The organism is Rhodoferax sp. XS2R6 (genome assembly GCF_056521365.1).
In genome coordinates this window covers 324,211-346,347 of record NZ_JBWMAY010000004.1, presented here as the reverse complement: position 1 = coordinate 346,347, position 22,137 = coordinate 324,211, and the positions used below count along the sequence as shown (strand labels likewise).

19 protein-coding genes are annotated in these 22,137 nt (G+C 54.4%); all 19 read left to right on the top strand.

The genetic code is table 11. From position 1 onward, the window contains the following. Window positions 1-274 precede the first annotated feature (274 nt). Entirely contained in the window at window positions 275-1,072 is a 798-nt protein-coding gene (gene epsA / locus AC097A_RS15430; protein WP_105261115.1) for an XrtB/PEP-CTERM-associated transcriptional regulator EpsA, read from the top strand. Further along, the gene (locus AC097A_RS15425; protein ID WP_479621520.1) at window positions 1,065-2,486 is read left to right on the top strand and encodes an undecaprenyl-phosphate glucose phosphotransferase; all 1,422 of its coding nucleotides are present in this window, start codon (window positions 1,065-1,067) and stop codon (window positions 2,484-2,486) included. The genes epsA and AC097A_RS15425 overlap by 8 nt, the downstream gene beginning before the upstream one ends. A gap of 2 nt (window positions 2,487-2,488) precedes the next feature. Next, window positions 2,489-3,685 carry an XrtB/PEP-CTERM-associated polysaccharide biosynthesis outer membrane protein EpsL gene (gene epsL / locus AC097A_RS15420; protein WP_479621519.1) on the top strand — a complete coding sequence of 399 codons (1,197 nt, stop codon included), beginning with the start codon at window positions 2,489-2,491 and terminating at the stop codon, window positions 3,683-3,685. Window positions 3,686-3,699: 14 nt separating this feature from the next. Then, window positions 3,700-4,644: an EpsD family peptidyl-prolyl cis-trans isomerase gene (locus AC097A_RS15415; protein ID WP_479621518.1), complete on the top strand. Its 945-nt coding sequence runs from the start codon at window positions 3,700-3,702 to the stop codon at window positions 4,642-4,644. Window positions 4,645-4,669: 25 nt separating this feature from the next. Beyond that, on the top strand, window positions 4,670-5,476 hold the full coding sequence (gene epsE / locus AC097A_RS15410; protein WP_479621517.1) for a polysaccharide export protein EpsE: 807 nt from the start codon (window positions 4,670-4,672) through the stop codon (window positions 5,474-5,476). Window positions 5,477-5,489: 13 nt separating this feature from the next. Next, entirely contained in the window at window positions 5,490-6,866 is a 1,377-nt protein-coding gene (gene epsF / locus AC097A_RS15405) for a chain length determinant protein EpsF (RefSeq protein ID WP_479621516.1), read from the top strand. Further along, window positions 6,863-7,711, top strand: coding sequence for a chain length determinant protein tyrosine kinase EpsG (epsG, locus tag AC097A_RS15400; protein WP_479621515.1), 849 nt, complete (start codon window positions 6,863-6,865; stop codon window positions 7,709-7,711). The genes epsF and epsG overlap by 4 nt, the downstream gene beginning before the upstream one ends. A gap of 8 nt (window positions 7,712-7,719) precedes the next feature. Further along, window positions 7,720-8,613 carry an exosortase B gene (gene xrtB, locus AC097A_RS15395; protein WP_479621514.1) on the top strand — a complete coding sequence of 298 codons (894 nt, stop codon included), beginning with the start codon at window positions 7,720-7,722 and terminating at the stop codon, window positions 8,611-8,613. Continuing rightward, window positions 8,610-9,302: an exosortase-associated protein EpsI, B-type gene (gene epsI / locus AC097A_RS15390; protein WP_479621513.1), complete on the top strand. Its 693-nt coding sequence runs from the start codon at window positions 8,610-8,612 to the stop codon at window positions 9,300-9,302. Before xrtB ends, epsI begins: the two co-directional genes overlap by 4 nt. A gap of 1 nt (window position 9,303) precedes the next feature. Then, complete coding sequence (locus AC097A_RS15385) at window positions 9,304-10,302, top strand: glycosyltransferase family 2 protein (RefSeq protein WP_479621512.1); 999 nt, start codon at window positions 9,304-9,306, stop codon at window positions 10,300-10,302. Beyond that, the gene (locus AC097A_RS15380; protein ID WP_479621511.1) at window positions 10,299-11,627 is read left to right on the top strand and encodes a hypothetical protein; all 1,329 of its coding nucleotides are present in this window, start codon (window positions 10,299-10,301) and stop codon (window positions 11,625-11,627) included. Before AC097A_RS15385 ends, AC097A_RS15380 begins: the two co-directional genes overlap by 4 nt. Next, the gene (locus AC097A_RS15375; RefSeq protein WP_479621510.1) at window positions 11,624-12,835 is read left to right on the top strand and encodes a glycosyltransferase; all 1,212 of its coding nucleotides are present in this window, start codon (window positions 11,624-11,626) and stop codon (window positions 12,833-12,835) included. The genes AC097A_RS15380 and AC097A_RS15375 overlap by 4 nt, the downstream gene beginning before the upstream one ends. Beyond that, window positions 12,766-14,334, top strand: a complete 1,569-nt coding sequence (locus AC097A_RS15370) for an oligosaccharide flippase family protein (RefSeq protein ID WP_479621509.1) — start codon at window positions 12,766-12,768, stop codon at window positions 14,332-14,334. The genes AC097A_RS15375 and AC097A_RS15370 overlap by 70 nt, the downstream gene beginning before the upstream one ends. Window positions 14,335-14,368: 34 nt before the next feature. After that, window positions 14,369-15,472, top strand: a complete 1,104-nt coding sequence (locus AC097A_RS15365; RefSeq protein WP_479621508.1) for a polysaccharide pyruvyl transferase family protein — start codon at window positions 14,369-14,371, stop codon at window positions 15,470-15,472. A 1-nt stretch (window position 15,473) separates the two neighbouring features. Continuing rightward, complete coding sequence (locus tag AC097A_RS15360; protein ID WP_479621507.1) at window positions 15,474-16,589, top strand: glycosyltransferase family 4 protein; 1,116 nt, start codon at window positions 15,474-15,476, stop codon at window positions 16,587-16,589. Further along, a complete protein-coding gene (locus AC097A_RS15355; RefSeq protein ID WP_479621506.1) occupies window positions 16,586-17,662 on the top strand; it encodes a glycoside hydrolase family 99-like domain-containing protein in 1,077 nt (358 codons plus the stop codon). Before AC097A_RS15360 ends, AC097A_RS15355 begins: the two co-directional genes overlap by 4 nt. 525 nt (window positions 17,663-18,187) lie before the next feature. Continuing rightward, window positions 18,188-19,225 (top strand): acyltransferase family protein, encoded by a 1,038-nt coding sequence (locus AC097A_RS15350; RefSeq protein WP_479621505.1) that lies wholly within the window; start codon window positions 18,188-18,190, stop codon window positions 19,223-19,225. 172 nt (window positions 19,226-19,397) lie between these two features. Beyond that, a complete protein-coding gene (locus AC097A_RS15345; protein ID WP_479621504.1) occupies window positions 19,398-20,504 on the top strand; it encodes a DUF1972 domain-containing protein in 1,107 nt (368 codons plus the stop codon). Window positions 20,505-20,621: 117 nt separating this feature from the next. Then, window positions 20,622-22,058: a phosphomannomutase gene (locus tag AC097A_RS15340; protein ID WP_236635322.1), complete on the top strand. Its 1,437-nt coding sequence runs from the start codon at window positions 20,622-20,624 to the stop codon at window positions 22,056-22,058. The last annotated feature ends 79 nt before the right edge of the window (window positions 22,059-22,137 follow it).

The following is a 22,137-nucleotide window of genomic DNA, read 5'->3' as shown; positions in this document are numbered from 1 at the left end:
GTGCCAGTTTGCGTCACATGTACGTCACACAAGGCGTCCAAAAATTGGGCCTCTACACGCCATTTACCTGAGGTAATCGCCTACCACAGTGCGCTTCCGCACAAACGGCTGGATGAATCCCATAAATGTGAACTTGTTCACATTTACTCACATCCTTTTTCGCATTTGATGCAAATTCACCCGTTTGGGGGATAGGCATAGTCCATTTGGATCCGTAACATCCGCCACTTCTTACGTAATTAGCGTTAACCCTAAGCTCCGGCCACTCCACCCCATGTCATTTTTCCCCTCGCTCTCCTCCGAGGACCTGCACCACTACCACCGGGTCGTCACCCATTCGGTGGAAGTGCGCAGTCACTTTGACGTGCTGATCTGGCTCCAGGGCGACATGCAGCGCTACCTGCCGCACGACATTTTGGTGGCCGCGTGGGGAGACTTTTCTACTGGCGCCGTGCAACACGACATCATCTCGGCCCTGGCCGGCGTGCGCTCACACGCCTCCCACGCAGGCGCCATCACCCCTTTGCTGGTTCAGCTGTTCAACCGCTGGACCGAATTCAGCAACAAACCTTTCAGCCTCAACACCGGTGAAAGCGGCTTTCTGCTCGAAGACTCTGGCCTAAAAAGTGCTTTGGGGGGGGCATTGCAAAAAATGCGCTCCGCTGCGGTGCACGGCATCCGCGACGAGCGTGGCAGCCACGACTGCCTCTACGTCGCCTTTAGCGCCAAAGAGCAGTTCACAGAAATGGAGCGCGGAGCCATGGCCATGGTGCTTCCTTACATCGACACTGCATTGCGCCAAGTGGAGCACCTGCCCCACCAGGCCCAGGTGCAAACCGCCCCCACCACCTTCAACGACGCCCTGCTCAAAGGCGACCACGACCTGTCGGACCGCGAAGCAGAAATCCTCAAATGGGTCGCCCTGGGCAAAACCAACCCAGAGATTGGTTGCATTCTGGAAATCAGCGCGTTCACCGTCAAAAACCACATGCAACGCGTCTTCAAAAAACTCGATGTCTCCAACCGTGCCCAGGCCGTAGGCAAATTCCGAGCGTGGATGAACCATGTCTAAAGCCCACGTCACCCTCTCCGCCGCCGCCCTCAACCGGGGCGTTGAGCACCCCACACTGGGCAAAGACAACTTGCTCAGCCTGTTCGAATCCGCTGTCTGCCCCGCCGCCCTGGTCTCGTCACTCTGGGCCCTGGCGTATTACTTCGAAGGCAGCATCTTGCCCGCCTACCTGCTGCTGGCCGTGCTCACCTTCGCACTCACCTTTCCGGGTGAATCGCGCTTGCAAACCAGCGTTGGTACCGTCCTGCTAGACATCGTCCTCAACTGGATCTGGATCGCAGGCCTCCTGGGCGTCACCGGTTATGCCACCGGCTACATCCGCGAGTTTTCGCAAGACGCACTCATCGCCTGGCTCTGGGCCGCACCGGCCACCGAAGTTGCGGCCAGCTTTGGTCTGCGGCTCGTGGCCCCCATGGTGCTCAAACTCCAGGGCCCCAAGCAGCGCGCCCTTATTGTGGGCATGAACGAACAAGGCCTCGCCCTGGCCACCAAACTCAAAGACTCCCCCTACTCCCGCATCGAACTTGCCGGCTTCATCGACAGCCGCAGCACCGACCGCCTGCACCCCGACAGCCCCTACATCCTCTTGGGCAAGATTGACCAACTGGCCGCCCTTGCCCAGCAAAACCGCATACAGGTTATCTACCTCTCGCTGCCCATGGCCTCGCAGCCACGCATCCTGGCCATATTGGACGAGCTCAAAGACACCACCGCCTCCATCTACTTTGTGCCCGACATGTTCGTCACCGACCTGATCCAGGGCCACCCCAGCGCCGTATGCGGCATGCCTGTCATCTCGGTGTGCGAAACCCCTTTCCGCGGATTCAGCGGTGCCATCAAACGCATCAGCGATGTCGTCTTTTCCCTGCTCATCCTGCTGATGATCACCCCGGTGCTGCTGGCGATTGCCATCGCCGTCAAGATGAGCTCCCCCGGCCCCATCATCTTCAAACAGCGCCGCTACGGCCTCGATGGCGAAGAAATCCTGGTCTACAAATTCCGTTCTATGACCGTCACCGAAGACGGCGGCGCCATCCAGCAAGCCCAAAAGAACGACTCCCGCATCACCCCACTGGGTGCGTTCTTGCGCAAAACATCACTCGACGAACTGCCCCAGTTCATCAACGTGCTGCAAGGCCGCATGAGCATCGTGGGGCCCCGCCCACACGCCGTCGCCCACAACGAGCTGTACCGCAAACTCATCAAGGGCTACATGGTCCGCCACAAGGTCAAACCCGGCATCACCGGCTGGGCCCAGGTCAACGGCTACCGCGGCGAAACCGAGACGCTGGACAAAATGCAAGGCCGTATCGACTACGACCTGGACTACCTGCGCAACTGGTCCCTGCGGCTGGACATCCACATCATCCTGAAAACCGTGCGCTTGGTCGTCAAAGACCAGCAGGCCTACTGAGCATGCGCACCCCCTCCCCCCTCCACGTTGCCGTGGCGCTATGCGCCTGCGCCGGTGCAGCCCATGCCCAAGAAAACCCGCTGGTAATCACCGCGGGCTACACCGTGCAGACCGACAGCAACCTGTTTCGCCTGCCCTCCAGCGCCAACACCCAAGCGCTGATTGGCAAAGACAGCGCCGCAGAGCAAATTGGCGTCACCACCGTGGGCTTTGGGCTCAACACCTACCAAAGCCTGCAAAAGTTTGAGTTCGACCTGAACCTGGTGGACTACAACTACAAAAACTTCAACTACCTCAGCTTCACCGCCAGCAACTACAACGCGGCATGGCGCTGGGCCCTCACCCCTGCGCTAACCGGCAGCCTCACCTCCAGCCGCAAAGAAACCCTCAACAGCTTTAGCGACTTCAACAGCTACACCCAGCGCAACCAGCGCATTGACACCAGCACCGGCTTCAATGCCGAATACCAGCTCGATGGCACCTGGCGCCTGTTGGGCGGCGTCAGCACCACCCGCCAGGCCAACCAGCAAGCCGTGCTGGCCGGTAGCGACTACACCAGCAACACCGCCAACGCCGGGGTGAAATACGCCTTTGCCTCCGGCAGCAGCATTACCTACCTGGCGCGCCTGGGCAACGGCAGCTACCTCAATCGCACCGTACCCAACGCTGGCCAGTTTGACGACAGCTTCAAACAGTTCGACAACGACCTGCGCCTGCGCTGGGCGCTGGGCGGCAACAGCAACGCCGAGCTCTACCTCACCCATATCAACCGCACCCACCCCACCTACGGCCAGCGCGACTACAACGGCTTCAACACCGGCGCCAGCTTGGACTGGGCCATCAGCGGCAAAACAGCCCTTAACGTGGGCTTTAGCCACGCGCTAGAGGCCTACGCCACCGCCAACAGCAACTACAGCCAGACCGACAAAATCAGCATCGGCCCCGTCTGGCAGTTCAGCCCCAAAGCTGCACTGCGCCTGCGCTACGACTGGGCCCAGCGCGACTACCTGGGCTCGCCCGGCGCCACCGCCAGCACCCGGCGCGACACCACCCGCGACACCTCGGTCTCCATCAACTGGCAACCCTACCAACAACTCGCACTCAGCGCAGCACTACAAGGTGCTTCGCGCGGTTCCAACCAAACGGGCCTGGACTACGACAGCACCCAGCTGCTCTTTACCGCCCAACTCACCTACTAAACCGAGACACCACCATGCGCATCACACCCCGCCACCTCTCCACCACCGTACTGGCTGCCGCCATGGCCCTGGGCCTGGCCGCTTGTGGCAACAAAGACGACAAAAAAGTTGCCACCCAAGTTGCCGCCAAAGTGGGCTCCGAAGAAATCTCGGTGCACCAGATCAACCAAGTGCTCAGCCGCTCCGGCGCTGGCGCTGGCAACGCGCAAGCCATGGGCCGCGACGTGCTGGAAAAGCTCATTGACCAGCAACTCGCCGTAGACCAAGCCACCGAAAACAAGCTGCACCGCTCCCCCGAAGTCGTGGGCCAAATTGAAGCCGCACGCCGCGACATCCTGGCGCGCGCCTACATCCAGCAAATCACCGCATCCACCCCCAAGCCCACCGCAGACGAAGCCAAAAAGTACTTTGCCGACAACCCCGCCCTGTTCAGCGAGCGCCGCATTTACAACGTGCAAGAAATTGTGGTGCCCAACGCTGCAGGCGTGGCCGATGCACTGCGCCCCCTGGCCACCGCGGGCCGCCCCATTGAAGAAGCGGCTGCTTTGCTCAAAGGCAAAAACATCCAGTTTGGCGGCGGCAGCGCCACCCGCGCTGCAGAGCAAATCCCGCTCGAAATTCTGCCCCGCATCCACGCCCTGAAAGACGGCCAAAGCACGCTGATAGAGGCCCCCCAAACCATCACCCTGCTGCGCGTGGTGTCCTCTCAGTCTGCCCCCGTGGCACAAGAGGCTGCCCTGCCCCGCATCGAACAGTTTTTGCTCAACCAGCGCGCTGGCGAAGCCGTCAACGCCAACCTCAAGCAACTGCGCGCCTCTACCAAGGTGACCTACATGGGCGAGTTTGCCAACGCACCTGTGGCTGCCGCAGCCGCAGCTCCAGAGGCCCCCGCCGCTGCCGCACCAGATGCAGCCCCCGCCAAATCCACCATCGAAAAAGGCGTGGCCGGTTTGAAATAAACCCCAGCCCAGCAGGTACCCACCCATGACAACATTTCGCCTCCCCCGCTTTCTGGCCGCTGCCCTGCTGGCACTGGCCAGCCTGGGCGCCCACGCCCAAGGCCAGGCCGACTACCCGCTGGGCGCGGGCGACACCATTCGCGTGCAGGTCTTCCAAAACCCCGACCTCACCATCGAAACCCGCGTCTCCGAGCGCGGCAGCATCACCTACCCGCTCATTGGTGCGGTCGAGCTTGGTGGTCTGTCGGTCGCTGCCGCCGAAAAGAAAATTGCCGATGCCCTGCAAACCGGTGGCTTCATCCAAAAACCCCAAGTCAACATCGCCCTCATCCAGATCCGTGGCAACCAAGTGTCTGTGCTGGGCCAAGTTGCGCGCCCTGGCCGCTTTCCGCTAGAAACGGTTAACACCCGCCTCAGCGACATGCTGGCCAGCGCCGGTGGGGCCACACCAGGGGGCGACGACATCGCCATCGTCACCGGCGTGCGCGACGGCAAACTCTTCCGCAAAGAGGTGGACATTCCCTCCATCTTTTTGGCCGAAAAACTGCAAGACAACATGCTTCTGCAAGGCGGCGACACCATCTACGTGCACCGCGCCCCGGTGTTCTACATCTATGGCGAAGCCCAGCGCTCCGGCTCCTACCGCATTGAACGCGGCATGACGGTGATGCAAGCGCTGGCGCAAGGCGGTGGCCCCAACGCCCGCGGGTCCGAAAAGCGCCTGCGCCTGCACCGCAAACAAGCCAACGGCGGCATTCAGCAGCTCGAACCCCAGCTCACCGACCCCGTGCTCCCCAATGACGTGATTTACGTCAAAGAAAGCATCTTCTAAACCGGCCCCCGTTATGACACTTCAACAGTTTCTACTCATACTCCGGGCCCGCTGGAAGATTGCGCTGCTCGCCTTTGCCCTCACCGTAGCCACCACCGTGGTGGTGAGCATGCTCATGCCCAAGCAATACACCGCCAGCGCCGCCGTGGTGGTGGACGTGCGCTCCCCAGACCCGGTAAGCGGCCTCATGCTGCAAGGCATGATGGCCCCCGGCTACATGGCCACGCAGGTGGACATCATCAACAGCGACCGCGTCGCCCAAGCCGTGGTCAAAGGCCTGGGCATGGAAAACAGCCCCGCCATTCAGGCCCAGTGGCGCGAAGCCACCCAAGGCAAAGGCCAGTTGCGCGACTGGCTGGCATCGCTGCTGCAAAAAAGCCTGGACGTAAAACCCAGCCGCGAAAGCAACGTCATCAGCATCAACTACACCGGCGCCGACCCCGACTTTGCCGCCGCCGTGGCCAACGCCTTTGCACAGGCCTATATCGACGTGAACCTGGACCTGCGCGTAGCCCCAGCCCGCCAGTACGCCACCTTTTTTGACGAACAAACCAAGACCGCCCGCGAGAAGCTGGAGAAAGCCCAGCAAGCCCTGTCTGACTACCAGCAGCAAAACGGCATCACCAGCACCGACGAACGCCTGGACTTTGAAACCGCCAAGTTGAATGAGACCAGCAGCCAGCTCACCGGCGTGCAAGGCCAAACCACCGACAGCCAAAGCAAACGCAACAGCACCAAAGCCGACACCCTGGCCGAGGTTATGCAAAGCCCCCTGGTCAACGGCCTGAAAGCCGACATTGCCCGCCTGGAAGCCAAGCTCACCGAGAGCAAGGTCAACCTGGGTGCCAACCACCCCCAAATCCAGCGCACCGAGTCTGAGTTGGGCGCACTGCGTGCCCAGCTAGACGCCGAGACCCGCAAGATCACCAGCTCCATTGAAACCACCTACCAGGTCAGCAAACAGCGCGAAGCCCAGTTGCAAGGCGCCCTGGCCACCCAAAAAGCCCGCGTGCTCGTGCTCAACAAACAGCGCGATGAGCTGAACGTGCTGCGCCGCGACATCGAATCCGCCCAGCGCGCGTTCGAAATCGTGAGCCAACGTGCCTCACAAACCAATATCGAAAGCCAAACCAACCAAACCAATATTGCGGTGCTCAACCCCGCCATTGCGCCACCTGCGCCCTCCAAGCCGCGGGTGTTTTTGAATGTGCTGGTCTCCATCTTTTTGGGTGGCCTGCTGGGGGTGGGCCTGGCTCTGGTGCTAGAGCTCACCAACCGCCGCGTCCGCTCTACCGAAGACCTGGTGGAAGCACTGGAGCTGCCCGTGCTGGGCGCCATCAGCTCGGCATCGGGCATGTTTAAACGCACCGCCATTGGAGTTAGCGCATGAACCAGGTTAGAACCATTGGCGACATTCTGGTAGCCACCGGCCGCCTGAGCCAAGACGATGCCGCCCGCATTGTGGAGCGCCAGCGCGCCGACAAAGTGCAGTTTGGCGACGCCGCCCTGGCCCTGAAGGTGCTGACCAAAGACGACATCGACTTTGCCCTGAGCAAACAGTTTGACTACGCCTACCTTAGCGACCAAGACGACTCCGTCAGCCACGAACTGGTAGCCGCCTACAAACCCTTTAGCCGCGTGGGCGAAAACCTGCGCGCTGTGCGCAGCCAGCTCATGCTGCGCTGGTTTAACACCGACCCCGCTCACAAAGTTATTGCCATCGTCAGCCCCGGCAGTGGCGAGGGCCGCAGCTTCATTGCCGCCAACCTGGCCATCGTGTTTGCCCAGCAAGGCGAGCGCACCCTGCTTATTGATGCAGACCTGCGCGCCAAACCCGCCCGCGCGCAAAACGCCTTGTTCAAGCTTGGCAAAAGCGCCGGCCTGTCTGGCATCTTGGCCAACCGCGCGGGGCTTGAAGTGGCCCAGCTTGTGCCCGGCTTGCCCGGCCTGGCCGTGCTGCCCGCTGGCGCCACCCCGCCCAACCCCCAAGAGCTGCTGGGCCGCCCCGCCTTTGGCGCCCTGCTGCGCATCGCCAGCCAGCAGTTCGATGTGATCATCATCGACACCCCCGCCGGCACTGAGTTTGCTGATGCAGAAGTAACCGCTGCCCGCGCCGGCGCTGCCCTGCTGGTGGCCCGCAAAAACAAAAGCCTGGTCCCCCACGCCAACCAACTGGCCCGGCGCCTGCAAGACAGCGGCGTTGCACTGGTGGGCTCCGTGCTCAACGACGCATGAGCGCCACCATGCCCCGCGTGTACCGCGGCAAGCCCACCCTGCAGGCCGAGCTGCTGACCTGGTTGCCAGTGATGCTGGGGCTTGCAGTGCTGTACCTGCCCAGCCTGTACGACTTGTTTACCGGCATCTGGGCACAAGACGAGCAAATGCACGGGCCCATCGTGCTGGGCATCTCGTGCTGGCTCATCTACCGCACTTGGCCCGACATGCTGGCTGCCAGCCATGGCGAACAACCCAGCGCCTGGGGCTGGCCTGTCTTTGCCTTCGGCCTGCTACTGTATGCACTGGGCCGCTCGCAAGACATCTTGCTGTTTGAAATTGGCTCCGTCATTTGGCTGCTGGTGGGCATCACACTGCTGAACCTGGGGCCCAAGGCCCTGAAGGCGCAGTGGTTCGCGCTGTTCTTCATGCTGTTTATGGTGCCGCTACCTGGTGTAGTGGTGGACACGGTGACCATGCCCATGAAGATGGCCGTGTCGTACGTGGCCGAGCACGTGCTGTTTTGGGTGGGCTACCCCATTGGCCGCAATGGCGTTATTTTGCAAATTGGCCAATACATGCTACTGGTGGCAGACGCCTGCGCCGGCCTGCACACCCTGCTGACGCTGGAGGCCCTGGGCCTGCTGTACCTGAACATCGTCCGGCGAGACTCGCTGTTCCGAAACATAGGCCTCGCCATCCTCATCGTGCCTATCTCGTTTACGGCCAATGTCATCCGCGTCATGACCCTCAGCCTCATCACCTACCACTTTGGTGACGAGGCGGGCCAAGGCTTCTTGCACGGCTTTGCAGGCATGGTGCTGTTTTTGAGCGCGCTGCTGCTCATCATCGGCAGCGACACCGCACTGCAATCGTTCGAGAACTATCGCCAACGCAAAGCAACTACAGCAGGCTTGAAATGAACCGCGCCAAGAGTCAATTGAAGACATATTTCATAGCATTGCTCATGCTGGCCGCAGCATTTGCGGCATGGGCCATGCACCCCCGGACCCTTATGTCTGATCAACGGGCAAAAGTCACTCTTGAAGAGCTTATTCCTACCAAGTTTGGCGACTGGAAAGAACTCCCACAATCCGGCCGCCAAATTGTGAATCCGCAGCAAGCTGCCATCTTGGACGAGATCTACTCTGAGACACTCTCGCGCGTTTACCTCCACTCCAGTGGAGCAATCGTGATGCTGTCTTTGGCATATGGAGCCAACCAATCGCGCGACCTTCAGATTCACCGCCCGGAAGTTTGTTACTCCGCGCAAGGGTTTCAAATCATCAGCACAAAAAAAACCAGCTTACCGATTAGCACAGGGGACATTCCGGCAATGCAACTGGTTGCCAAACTGGGCCAACGCAATGAGCCCATTACGTACTGGGTCCGCATTGGTGAAAAAGTGGTACGTGGCAACCTTGAGCAAGGCTTTGCCCGCATGCAATACGGACTGAACGGTGTCGTTGCTGATGGCATCTTGTTTCGCGTTTCCAGCATATCGACGGATAACACCGAGGCGTACGCAAAGCAAAAACAATTTATTGACGATCTATTGAAATCAGTTTCACCCGAAACTAAGGCTTATTTGCTCGGCAAGAGTACGTCCTAATATGAGTTCTTTGCCGCATCAGCCCAGAAGCGACCGCGCCAACAGCAGACTTGTTTCGATAGTTATCGTCAACTTCAATGGTTTGCGCTTCCTTGACGAGTGCTTGGACTCGCTCAAAGGCGCTTTCTCTAGATACTCTTTTGAAATCATCGTTGTAGATAATGCTTCCTCAGATGGAAGCCAAGAGCTATTACGATCACGAGGCGATATTGTTTATATTGAATCCACAGCGAATACAGGCTTCACTGGTGGAAACAACTTGGGAGCTGCGAGAGCAAAGGGCGATTTGCTGTTATTTATCAATAACGATACACAGGTTATTACCAACTTGGATGTTTTGCTCGATCGTTTGGACAACCCATTGATTGGAGTTTCAGCGTGTCGATTGCAGTATGGCGATAGACGGCAACAATTTTCCTTCGGATTCGAGCATAGCCCCGTCCGCATATTGCTGTCTTGGTTGGGTTTGGAAAAACGACACACACTTCCTAACATTTTTCGCAGGTTGGAAACCAATCCAGCCAACTACCTTGTCACACATGATCAACTCGCGTGGGTTTCTGGGGCCTGCTTTGCCATGCGTCGATCGGACTGGAATGCACTCGGTGGCTTTGATACAGGGTATTTCATGTATTGCGAAGATGTGGACCTTTGTCGCAGAGTTCGTGATTTAGGCCTCCGTATTGCCTACACCCCCGATTGCAAAGTAATCCACTATGAAGGTGCTGGTAAAGCTTGGATCGGTCTTGCCGCACTCAAACGCACGGCCCGCTCCTACCAAATTTTCACCCTCAAACATTCGGGTTATCTGCCCGCGATAGCCCTTTCAGTTGGTCTAGCTGTTGTGTTTGCCAGCAGATCGCTCGCTTTTCTTGCATTGGCACTCGCAAAAAGAGATGCGGCAGCTCTGAACAAGGAAAAGGCCAAAGGCTTTTGGCAAACCTCCATGCAACTGCTCCAGTCCCTCAGTCCTGCCGCCATGAGGATCCCCAATCCGTGAGCACCCCAAGGCTATTGGTAGCGGTTTTGGTGCTACTCACTCTGCTGGCTTCTTTTATTAAAAACCTATTCGGCATGGTTGGGATACCCAACATCCTGCCTGCAATACGCGACCCACTATTAATTGGACTTGCCGGCTATGGGATCACAAGGCTAGATCTTTACAAATCTCGTGTGTGGCCATTGTTGCTAGCAACAATTCTTGGATTTGTAGTACCTTACCTCTTCATAGCGATACTTGAAGACCGTGCCTTTGTGGGTCTTTATTACATTCGTTTGTATCTATTGCCATTTTTATTTTTTATTGGTGCTCTTGGTATTTTACAAAGCACAGAGAAATCTGAATCGCCCCGCGCTTTACTGCGATTTTTTTTGTACTGGAACAATCTGTTATTTGCAGTTGCGGCATGTCTTTATGCACTGCTACAAACTATTCCCTCGATGCGCAATCAACTGTTTGGCCCCGACCTTCTGCCTACAGCTTGGTACATATCAGGAGGCACCTGGATGCGCATGGGGCTGCCGCTATCGGGACCAAATACTTTGGGTTTGGTCTTTGCATTAAATGCATATGTACTTATAAGCCTCTTGCTAACACAAAGGGAGCTTCTAAACCGTTTGAATCTAAGTACTGGCAAGCTGCTTTTCACTACCACACTAGCAGTTGCAGGCCTTCTGCTGTCATTCTCTCGCAGTAGCATGCTCTTGTTGATAGTTGCAATGCCTCTGCTAATGTTGATACCAGGAGTAATGACTTTCACTAGATTGTTGAAGGCTATGGGAACGGGCGGGGCAATGTTGGGAGTCATGATTGTGTTGGCACTTGTAGTAGATGAGGCAAGCGACGGCTTCGTAATTCGCTGGCTAGTCCTCAACACTAATTTCAGCGATCCTTCAATGCTGGGGCACCTACATAGCATCACTGATGCATACGACAAGTTGTACGAGTACATACTTTGGGGTTATCCAAAAGGTACTGTGGGACCCAAGTCAGTGATATTCACTGGTGTAAGTAATAATGTGGAGAACAGCTTTCTGGCTGTTATGTACGACATGGGCCTATTGTTTAGTGCCATCTATGGATTGGCTGTGGCGGCGCTCTTGGCGACTGGCTACCGCCACAGCCTACAATTAATATTGCTGGTGGGTTTCTTTCCTCCATGCTTTCTGTTGCCATATGTGTTTGAACCAGAAATACTTATTTACTTCGGCTTTGTGTACCTCTTGCTTGCCGCCGTACATTCACGCCAACCACAAGGTACTACATCCGAATCTACAGTTCAACTTGTTGAAGCACTTGCGCTTAGTGGACAAGCGCGCACATGAAAATACTTTTGCTAGCGCCCTTTCCGTATGGCAGTGCCTCGGGACAAGGCGGTGCCACGGTTAGCTTCAACGCACTCAAGGCGCTGACCCAACAGCACGAAGTACATGTGCTGTGCTTTACAAATGACACTGCCAGCGATAAAGCTGATGTGGCAGAAATGCAAACGCATGCCAAGTCCGTGCAGACCGTGGCACTGCACATCAATAAATGGCGAGTTCTCATGGCAAAGTTGCGCGGTTTACTCACCCGCACGCCAGAGCAGGCTATTTACTTTGAGTCAAAAACTTATCTGCGTGTCATGCGAGAAATACTGGCTAGTAGTGCGCCCGACATTGTGGTAACACAGTTTCCTCAAATGGCCCAGTACCTGCCCCACTGCAACGGACACACCACAGTACATGACGTACAAGATGCCTTCTCAGTATCAGCCTATCGACGAGCAAAAACAGCTGCACTTGGTTTGAAACACTGGTACGCCACAAAACAGTGGCGTAACTGGGTTGCCTATGAAAGCCACTACTACTCTCAAGCCAATCAATGCTGGACTTTGAGCGAGCAAGATAGGTATGGTCTCACCGTATTTACTCCGAATCTCAATGTAGTTTGCTTAGGCTTACCGCTTACCGACAAACTCCAGCCCGGAGGGCATGATGGTATTAACAGGGTAGGTTTCATTGCATCATTTGGGCACGCACCAAATATAGAAGCGGTGCAGTACTTAATGCGACAAATTGCCCCCCAAGTACTAGCCCGGCTACCCGAGGTTGTGTTTTTGATTGCTGGGCGCAACCCGCCAGCAAACCTAGTTAAAAGTGCACCAACTAACGTAAAGTTTGTTGGATATGTAGAGTCATTGTCTGATTTCTATGCCGAATGCCAGCTTGTCATTGCGCCACTAGTCTCCGGTGGTGGCGTCAAGATCAAGGTTGCAGAAGCACTTTGTTATGGCAAAGCAGTGATCACCACGCCAATTGGTGCGGAGGGTATACCGATAATCAACCGTCAAAGCGCAATCATTGAAAGCGACCCCACGAAGTTCGCTCACGCTGTATGTGAACTCATGGATTCGCCCACCACTAGGCATGCCATAGCCAGCCAAGGCTTCGCATTAGCAGAGCAAACATTTTCAATTTCCGGATGGTCGGAGCGCGCCAACAGACAGTTGGAGGAGCTGCTAGCGCATGCAGGGGCAACGCGTTCATCATGAGCAACAGGAATAGCTTCAGCTCCGGTATTATCTGGTCCTACTTGCAATCTTGGATGGCTCGGGGCATAACAACCTTCAGCTTCCTGATAGTTGGGTTCTTCATGGGACCTGCCGAGTTTGGATTATTTGCATTGATTGCAGGTGTCCTGGCAGTATCGGAGATGGTTTGTGAACAAGCACTATCGCAAACCATTATCCAAACACAGATGACTGACCGACGGGAGTTATCAACTCTCTTTTACTTTGCACTTGTGATAGGCGCCTTCGGAACCGTTGGGTTATTGATATGCGGGCTGAATCTAAATAGTATCTTCGACTCCAGAGAAGCACCTCGGCTATTGACCTTCGCTGCCATATGCCCATTGATCATGAGTACTACGGTCGTCCCCATAGGCTTGCTGCGAAAACAATTAAACTTTAAAGCCTTAGCAAAACGCACAGTACTCGCGAGCGGTATATCTTCCGTTGTGGGTGTCACACTTGTCGTACAAGGCTACGGAGCCAAAGGGTTAGTTGCACAATCAATTTTGTATTACGCAATTGGCGCAGCCATTCTTTGGAAAAATTGTCACTGGAAACCCGGGGCGATTGCCTCTCTCACTACGATAAAACCCGTTGCAAGATTAGCCCTTGCCAATACTGGCAGCAAAATGCTTGACCTTGCAGAGACACGGGGCGTTGAAATGACGATAGGTGCAATTGCGGGAGTTGAAGCATTAGGTATATATGCTTTTGCGAGCAAGGTGGCGCAAACGGCATTCCAAATACTGGTTTCACCAGTGCTTGAGGTCATTTTTTCTGGAATCGCAAGGAGCAAGGATCACTTCCTAGCGTCGCTACGCCATGGTCAACTCATCATTGCAAGTATTCCAACCGCAGGTCTACTTTTTCTGGCTATCGCCGCACATCCATTGCTCACTATTACGTATGGTGATCGCTGGAGCCTCGCAGCGGGTCCACTAACTCTGCTTGCGGTAGCCTACGGTTTTCGATCATTTCTATATTGCTACGGTATCGCACTTCAAGCAGTAGGCCAAAGTCGGATGACACTGCAACTATCTGCTTTGCGCGTCGGTATTTGTTTAACTCTGTGCATAGGCTTCTTGGTAGTTCAGCAGCCAATGCTAGTGGCATTAGCCTATTTAATGAGCGCTACGGCGGTTTTTCAAACTTTAGTCAAAGTAGTAGCGGCGCATTCAATGACATCGAAAACTACACTAGTTCAAGTTCCAAAATTTGTATTGATCGCTCTGACAACTAGCAGCGTGCCAGTAGTAATCATTTATTCGTTAAACATACTACCACCATCGCAATCTATAGCTTTATTATTTTTAGCATTTTTTAGTGCAATTATCTATTTGGCAATGATTTTGAAGCTTGGGCGGAATTTAATTCAAACTACAGTCCTCACTGCAGAAAATGGAAATTTCAGTTCATTGATAAGAAAAATTAACGTGTTGTACGCACCTCTTCCACAAGCCTTAAAAACGTCAAAGTAGGTAAAGAGGATGTATTAAAAATTTGGAGGTTTAATTGAAAATTCTTTTAGAAGGTGCTTTTGGCGAAGCAAATTTTGGTGACGATTTACTATTATTAGCCAGCATTCGTGCAATAAAAAGTATGATGCCCAATGTCGAACTACAGGTTCTTGCACGAGACAATAGTGTCCCTGGTGACTACCTCGATAGGTTTCCCGGCATCGATAAAGTAATTCGAGGGTGGAAGCTCGCTACCAGCAATTACAAGCTGAAACTATACGCTGGTGGTACGCAGTTTTACAGCTACCCACAAGCGACTTCGCTGCACAAAAACTCAACCCAGAAAATTTTTCAACGACTCTCGCAGAAGCTACTTCGTACAATACATCATTCAAAAAAGAACGCATTTATTGGCGTAGGAATAGGTCCGTTTTATAACGGAAATGAGAAAGCATGTGAGCGTCTCTTACGAACTGGTGACTTTATATCAGTTCGTGACGAGATTAGTATGAAATACCTCAATAGCTGGGGCATTCCATCTCAAACATTGGGGGCAGATATTTGTTTCAAAAAAGAATGGTGGCTACCTCCTACCGCTCCGGTAAAGACAGTGAGCTCTTCAGCACCTATAGGTGTCATCATTCGTGACTTTGAATATGACTTACCTGGAAAAAACTATTTTCAACCCCTTGTAGAGTTAATGCAAGACATGCGAGATTCTGGAAAAACATTTAGATGTTTTGCATTTTCAGAACTTAAAGACAAGCTATCAATTGAAAAACTGCAGTCAGCCGGTTTTGATGTAAACGTCTGGAAAGGGGAGATGTCAGAACTTCCCATCTTCATAAATGAGCTGTCTGAATGCTCCACCTTAATCAGCGCCCGATATCACGGAATAGTAATCGGCGCGGTACTCGGCGTGCCAAGCATAGGCATTGAAGTTGACCCCAAAGTTAAATTAGCATCTGACGAACTTGGCAACGGATCGACTGCTTGGAGCTCTCCATTTCTTAAGCAAGAGTTTGTCAAAAAGTTTGAACAACTATCAAGTAGTCCCTCTGCTGCGCGGCAGGCATTAGCGGACAACACCATGCGCTTAAGCCAACGAACTCAGGCTATGTTTCAGGAATTCTGCTCCTTTGTCGAGCGAGGTATTTAAGATGGCCCGAATTGGAGTTGACTTCCATGTATTCGATGGGAAGTTCCAAGGATCGCGCAGCCATTTGCTGGGTATCTATGCAGAGCTGGTATCGCTGCTTCCTCAGCATCAATTCTATTTCTTCCTTGAGCAAACCAAAGCTCTCGGCGATCTAATTCCATTCCAACGAGACAACGTCACCATGGTGCATATGCCCCAAGCAAATGCTTTGATGCGTTTGGGCTGGCAGTTACCAAGACTTCGTCGCCAATACAAACTAGATATTTTTCACACGCAATATGTAATACCTTTTTGGCCGGCAAAAGGCAATGCAGTAACGATTCACGACATATTGTTTGAGCCGTTTCCTGAGTTCTTCACGCCAATATTTGTATTGCGCTCACGAGTTTTGATGCGCTGGGCTGCAAAACGGGCAGAAATGTTATTCACAGTAAGTGACTACTCAAAGCAGGAAATCGTACTGCGCTATGGTGTATCGGCCAGCAAAATTCATGTGGTGCACAACGCAGTAAGCACGCAAAATTTCTTCGCAGGCAGTGAAGGTATTGAATATGTACGCGCACGAGGCCTTCAATCTGGTGCTTACTTCATTACTGTGGGTCGAATAGAGCCTCGGAAGAACCACGCCAACATTTTAAAAGCCTATGCGACCTTGCAAGGGTCGCCGCCGCCGCTTGTTATTGTGGGGCAGCGTGATTTTGGATACGATGATTTTGAGACGGCACTTTCTGCCCTCCCCACAAATCATCGCGTTATTTTGCTTTCAGATGTAGGCGACGCTGAACTCCCAGCGCTGTGCCGCCATGCGCTGGCGTTTATATACCCATCGTTGGCAGAAGGTTTCGGCATGCCTCCCTTGGAAGGGCTAGCCAGCGGCGTGCCAGTGATCACCTCAAGCACCACAGCCATTCCTGAGGTTGTTGGTGATGCCGCCATTTTGATAGATCCGACCAGTCCAGATCGATTAGCCGAGGCGTTGGCGAAAGTCTGCTCTGATGGAAGCTTGCGTGCTGCTTTGATAACTAAAGGCATTGAGCGCGCCAAGCAGTTCACTTGGCACAAGTCTGCATTGGTACAGGCACAAGTATTTAAGGAATACGTTGAGGCCAAGCAATGAAGCACGCACTATCCACAATGGGATTGTTTTTCATAATTTTTTTCAATGCTGGCACTGCATTTGCAAATGAGTATTTGATTGGCACGTACTACTTTCCGGGCTGGACTACTGGAGCCAAAGGACTTGAATTCTCGGTGCCATGGCAACCAATTCAAAAGTTTCCAGATAAAGAGCCCTACTTGGGCTGGTATTCGGACAGCGACCCAGCTGTCTTGAAGCAGCAAACAGCATGGATGAAAGACGCCGGCATAGGCTTTGTAGCGTTTGACTGGTATTGGGACGGCAAAAACACCTACCTAGAGCATGCGCTGAACGCTTTCCGCGCATCTAAAAAAACAGGGGACATGAAATTTTCCATTCTGTGGGCGAACCATTACAAGTTTCCTGGCGGAATGCCAGAGTTCAGGCTAATGATTAGGTACTGGATTGCACGCTACTTTGTAGATACAGACTTCTTAACGATGGATGGCAAGCCTGCAGTTTTCATTTTTGGTATAGATGCCTTCAGCGAAGCGGCAAAGACGATTGGGGTTAGCACCGCAGAGTTGGTGAGCATTGCCAACACAATGGCACAACAGGCAGGCTACCCCGGCATTTACTTTATTGGTGGTACTCCCGCTCTGGAACACTGGGCCAATGGCGTTGCACCTGCCAGCGGCCTTTCTGCGTTATCTGCATACAACTACCACCGTGGATACAGCGGCACTCCGGCCTCGGAGTCCAGCAAGGGGGAGGGTTACAGCAGGTTTGCGAATGCCTACAAACAAAACTGGCAATGGCTTGTATCCAAAGGCAAGCTGCCATACGTGGTGCCTATGACTTCAGGCTGGGATCACCGCCCCTGGGGGGCCAGCAAGAACCCCAAAAACGATGAATCGATAGCCACCCCTGCTGAGTTTGAAGCCCATTTACGCGACGCCAAGAGCCTGATGGACGCCAACCCCGACAAGACAAAACGCATGGGCGTGATTTGCTGCTGGAACGAGTTTGGCGAGGGCTCGTACATCGAGCCCACCAAGAAGGATGGCTTCAGCTACCTAGAAAAAGTAAAGAAAGTATTTGGTACCCCATGACGCTCATCCTCGGCACCCGTGGCATACCTGCTGCCCACGGTGGCTTGAAACCTTTGCCGAGTACCTTTCGGTGGCCCAAGTGCACCATTTTGTTGGACTGGCAAGCCATGGCCGGTGCGACACGCCACCGGGGTTTGTGCCAGACATTGGGCTGCAACACCTCGGTGTTTTGCTCGCTTCTCCGCATCAAGGGCATTCCCGACGTCATAAATATGAACAGCATTGAGTCGTCACGCATGAAGAGGGGTCAAGCGGGCGAAATCTGGTCAACGATACGGATGGCTTTGTTGCGTGCATGGCCCAGCAGGCGGCCGATGCTGGCAAATTGGTAGCACTGCGGAAGCCCGAGCAAGCCAGATTTCAGCAGGACTTCATTTAGTCACATGTACTAGCGCAATATGAATCAATACTCGTACGATTTACGAAAAGTAAATAAATTTCTAATTGATTCAAGAAAATTAATTTCAATGAATATGCATTTAATTTACCTAATGCAAAAACAATTAAATACTTTCACCAATTAAAATGCGCCTGATATTTTTAGACTGCTTGCGTGGATTAGCCGTACTATTGGTGATGTTTAGTCATTTCTCCGAAAACATATCGCACGCACTAGACTTCATCAACGCTAATTACTTTCAAATTGGGCAATGCGGCGTAAATTTATTTTTCCTAATTAGCGGATATATTATACCTCGATCAATTGATCACACTCCGAATCTAAAGCAGTTTTGGGTGCATCGAATATTTAGACTATATCCAATTTATTGGGGATGTTTAATTATCGGCATCATACTAACCACCTTGGGTTACCGACAATTCCCAATCGACACAAGCAGCACAACAATTGCAATTAATTTTTCAATGTTGCAAGGATTTTTAGGCACGCCAAATGTCATTGGTGTATTTTGGAGTCTTAAGTTTGAGCTCGCCTTTTACATACTAATCAGTGCTCTCTATTCAGCAAAATTAATTAAGAACTCATACAGAGTATTCATATACTACTCAGCATTCATATTATGCTCGGCATTTCTATATAAATATCAATTTGAAAAATTTTTCCCATATGGACTTTTTCATATAGAAATCATGCTTCTAGGCTGGGTTTTAAGTGACTGGCATTCTGGCAAGTACAAAAGTACATATGCAATCTATGCATGTGGAATTGCGATCACTTTGGCTCTTGTGACTGCGACAACAGCGTTTTTGGGCCGCACAGATACAACGGGGACACTTTCGGTAATTCCGATGTTTTCTGCTTGGTTCATTAGTATTACTTTATTTTTATTAGCTCTCAATGTTAGCCACTCAAAGTACTGGCCGCCAGGTTTAGCTTGGATTGGAGTCGGCAGTTATTCTGCGTACTTATTCCACACAATAATTCAAAACTTACTGACAAGCCTCTTTGATTCGCGGAGTTGGTATTTAATAATATTGATGTTTATCACCACTTTACTGCTGTCTTGGGTTAGCTATCGGCTAATAGAAAAACCATTCATATCTATGGGCAAATATATTTGCCGATCAGATGGATACTTATCAAAGATTCTCAAACTAAATTAATTAAACTCGGATCATCCCAATATTGAGGGGACTCAAAACTGCGGCAGCTACATGGGAAATAGTTCTCAGAAACCTAAATTAGTGTTGCATCCAGTGAAGTTTTGGCTCTTAGTCCTTGCGAAAGCTTGGGTTGTTTAGACCTTCACAAATAAGCGAATAGAAAGTCATCAACATGAAGACAAAAACCCTGCGTATCCTCGGCACCCGCGGCGTGCCTGCTGCCCACGGTGGCTTTGAAACATTTGCCGAATACTTGTCGCTCTACCTGGTGGCCCAAGGCTGGCGCGTGGTGGTGTATTGCCAAGAGGACGGTGTGGGCCCCGTGTTTGAAGACACTTGGCAAGGCGTGGAGCGGGTGCGCATACCCGTGGCCCAAGAGGGGCCCAAAGGCACCATTGTGTTTGACTGGCAAGCCACGGCCCACGCCGCACGCCACCAAGACTTGTGCCTCACGCTGGGCTACAACACGGCGGTGTTTTGTGCGCTGTTGCGCATCAAGGGCATTCCCAACGTCATCAATATGGATGGCATTGAGTGGTCGCGCATGAAGTGGGGCCCTTTGGCCAAGACCTGGTTTTGGTTGAACGACTGGGCAGGCTGCTGGCTGGGCAACCACCTGGTGGCAGACCACCCGCAGATCAAGGTGCACCTGACCAGCCGGGTGCGGGCCAACAAGATCACCACTATTCCTTATGGTGCCGATGCCGTGACCAACGCGCCCACTGCGCCAGTGGAGGCGCTAGGCCTGCAGCCCGGGCAATACATGAGTGTGATTGCGCGGCCCGAGCCAGAAAACTCGCTGCTGGAAATTGTGAAAGGCTTCTCGGCCAAACCACGGGGCATGCAACTGGTGGTGCTAGGCAACTACTCCGATGCCAATGCCTACCACCGCGCGGTGAAAGATGCCGCCAGTGACGAGGTGAAGTTTGTGGGCGCCATCTACGACAAAACGGTGGTGCAGGCGCTGCGCTTTCACAGCGCGGCCTATGTGCACGGCCACCAGGTGGGTGGCACCAACCCGTCGCTGGTGGAGGCGCTGGGCGCGGGCAATGCCGTCATTGCGCACGATAACCGCTTTAACCGCTGGGTGGTGGGCGAAGGCGCGGTGTACTTTAACGGTGCGGATGGTTTTGCTGCGTGTATGGACCAGGTGCTGGCCCAGCCCGGCATGCTGCAGCAGCTGCAGCAACAAGGCCAGCTGCGCTACCAGCAAGAATTCACCTGGCCCCATGTGCTCAAGCAGTATGAAGACTTGCTAATGCAGTATTTGCCACGTTAATTTGCTATCAATATAGGAGCTTCTTGCGCAGTATCCACGGGTGCCAGAGGCCAATTTGGCACTAAAACCAAAGGAACTATAGACTGCGGCCGCGGGCGCTTTTAGGATCGGTACCCCATGAATGTAATGACCCTGCAAGAGATAGCCACCCAGTCGGGCGTGGCGTTTGGCACCAGCGGTGCGCGCGGCCTGGTGGCCGACATGACGCCCGCGCTGTGCCATGCCTACACCACCGCCTTTTTGCTGGCCGTAGCCCCCAAAGCCACCCATGTGGTGCTGGGCCACGACCTGCGGCCCAGCAGCCCGGCCATTGCCGCAGCCTGCGCCGCCGCGGTGCGCGACCAGGGGCTGACGGTGGTGTACGCCGGCGCCCTGCCCACCCCGGCGCTGGCGCTGTATGGCGCGCAAACCGGTGCGCCCACCATTGTGGTCACCGGCAGCCATATTCCGTTTGACCGCAATGGCATCAAGTTTTATCGCGAAGACGGTGAGATCAGCAAGGCGGACGAGCTGGCCATGCTCAGCTACCTGGTGGGCCTGCCCAAAAACCTGCAGCCCGCCCCGCTGCCCGCGCCCTTGGCTGCGGTGCACCAAGCGTATGTGGACCGCTACGTGAATTTCTTTGGCGCGCAGGCGCTAGAGGGCATGACGGTGGCGGTGTACGAGCACTCCAGCGTGGGGCGCGATGTGTTGCGCGAAATTTTGGAAGGGCTGGGGGCCGAGGTGCTGCCGCTGGACCGGTCGGACGAGTTTGTGCCCATAGATACCGAAGCCGTGCGCCACGAGGACGTGGAGCGGGCGCTGGAGTGGGCTGCGGTGCACGACTTTGACGCTGTGGTGTCCACCGACGGCGATGCCGACCGCCCGCTGATTGGCGACGAAACCGGCGAATGGCTGCGCGGGGATGTGGTGGGCATTTTGTGCGCCCAGTACCTGCAGGCGCAGGCGGTGGTAACGCCGGTAAGCAGCAACACGGCGCTGGAGCGCAGCCAGGCGTTTGGCCAGGTGCTGCGCACGCGCATTGGCTCGCCATACGTGATTGCCGGCATGGAAGACGCGCTGGCCCAAGGCGCCGGGCTGGTGGTGGGGTACGAGGCCAATGGCGGCTTTTTGCTGGGCAGCCAGGTGCTGCGCAACGGCCAGCGCCTGGGGCCACTGCCCACGCGGGACGCGGTGCTGCCCATTGTGGCGCTGTTGTGCGCGGCCAAAGAGCGGGGGCTCAAGATGTCGGAGCTGGGCTACAAACTGCCCAAGCGTTTTACCGCGAGCGACCGGCTGCAAAACGTGGCCACGCAGGCCAGCCAGGCGCTGATTGCCCGGCTGAAGCACGACACCGCACTGCTGGGCCAGCTGCTGGCGCCCCACTCGGGCCCGCTGGAGGCGCTGGACGAGACCGATGGCTTGCGCGCGTTTTTTGCGTCGGGCGACATCGTGCACCTGCGCCCATCGGGCAACGCGCCCGAGCTGCGCTGCTACGCCGAATCGAGCACGGCCGCAAACGCCCGCAAGCTGTGCGATGCCTGCCTGCTGCGGGTGCTGCAGGTGGCGGGCTAAGGCAGCAACAAGGCCGAACGGACTATTTACGGCGGCAAGGGCTAACCCTAGTATGGCACCGGCTGTATAAGCAGCCCCA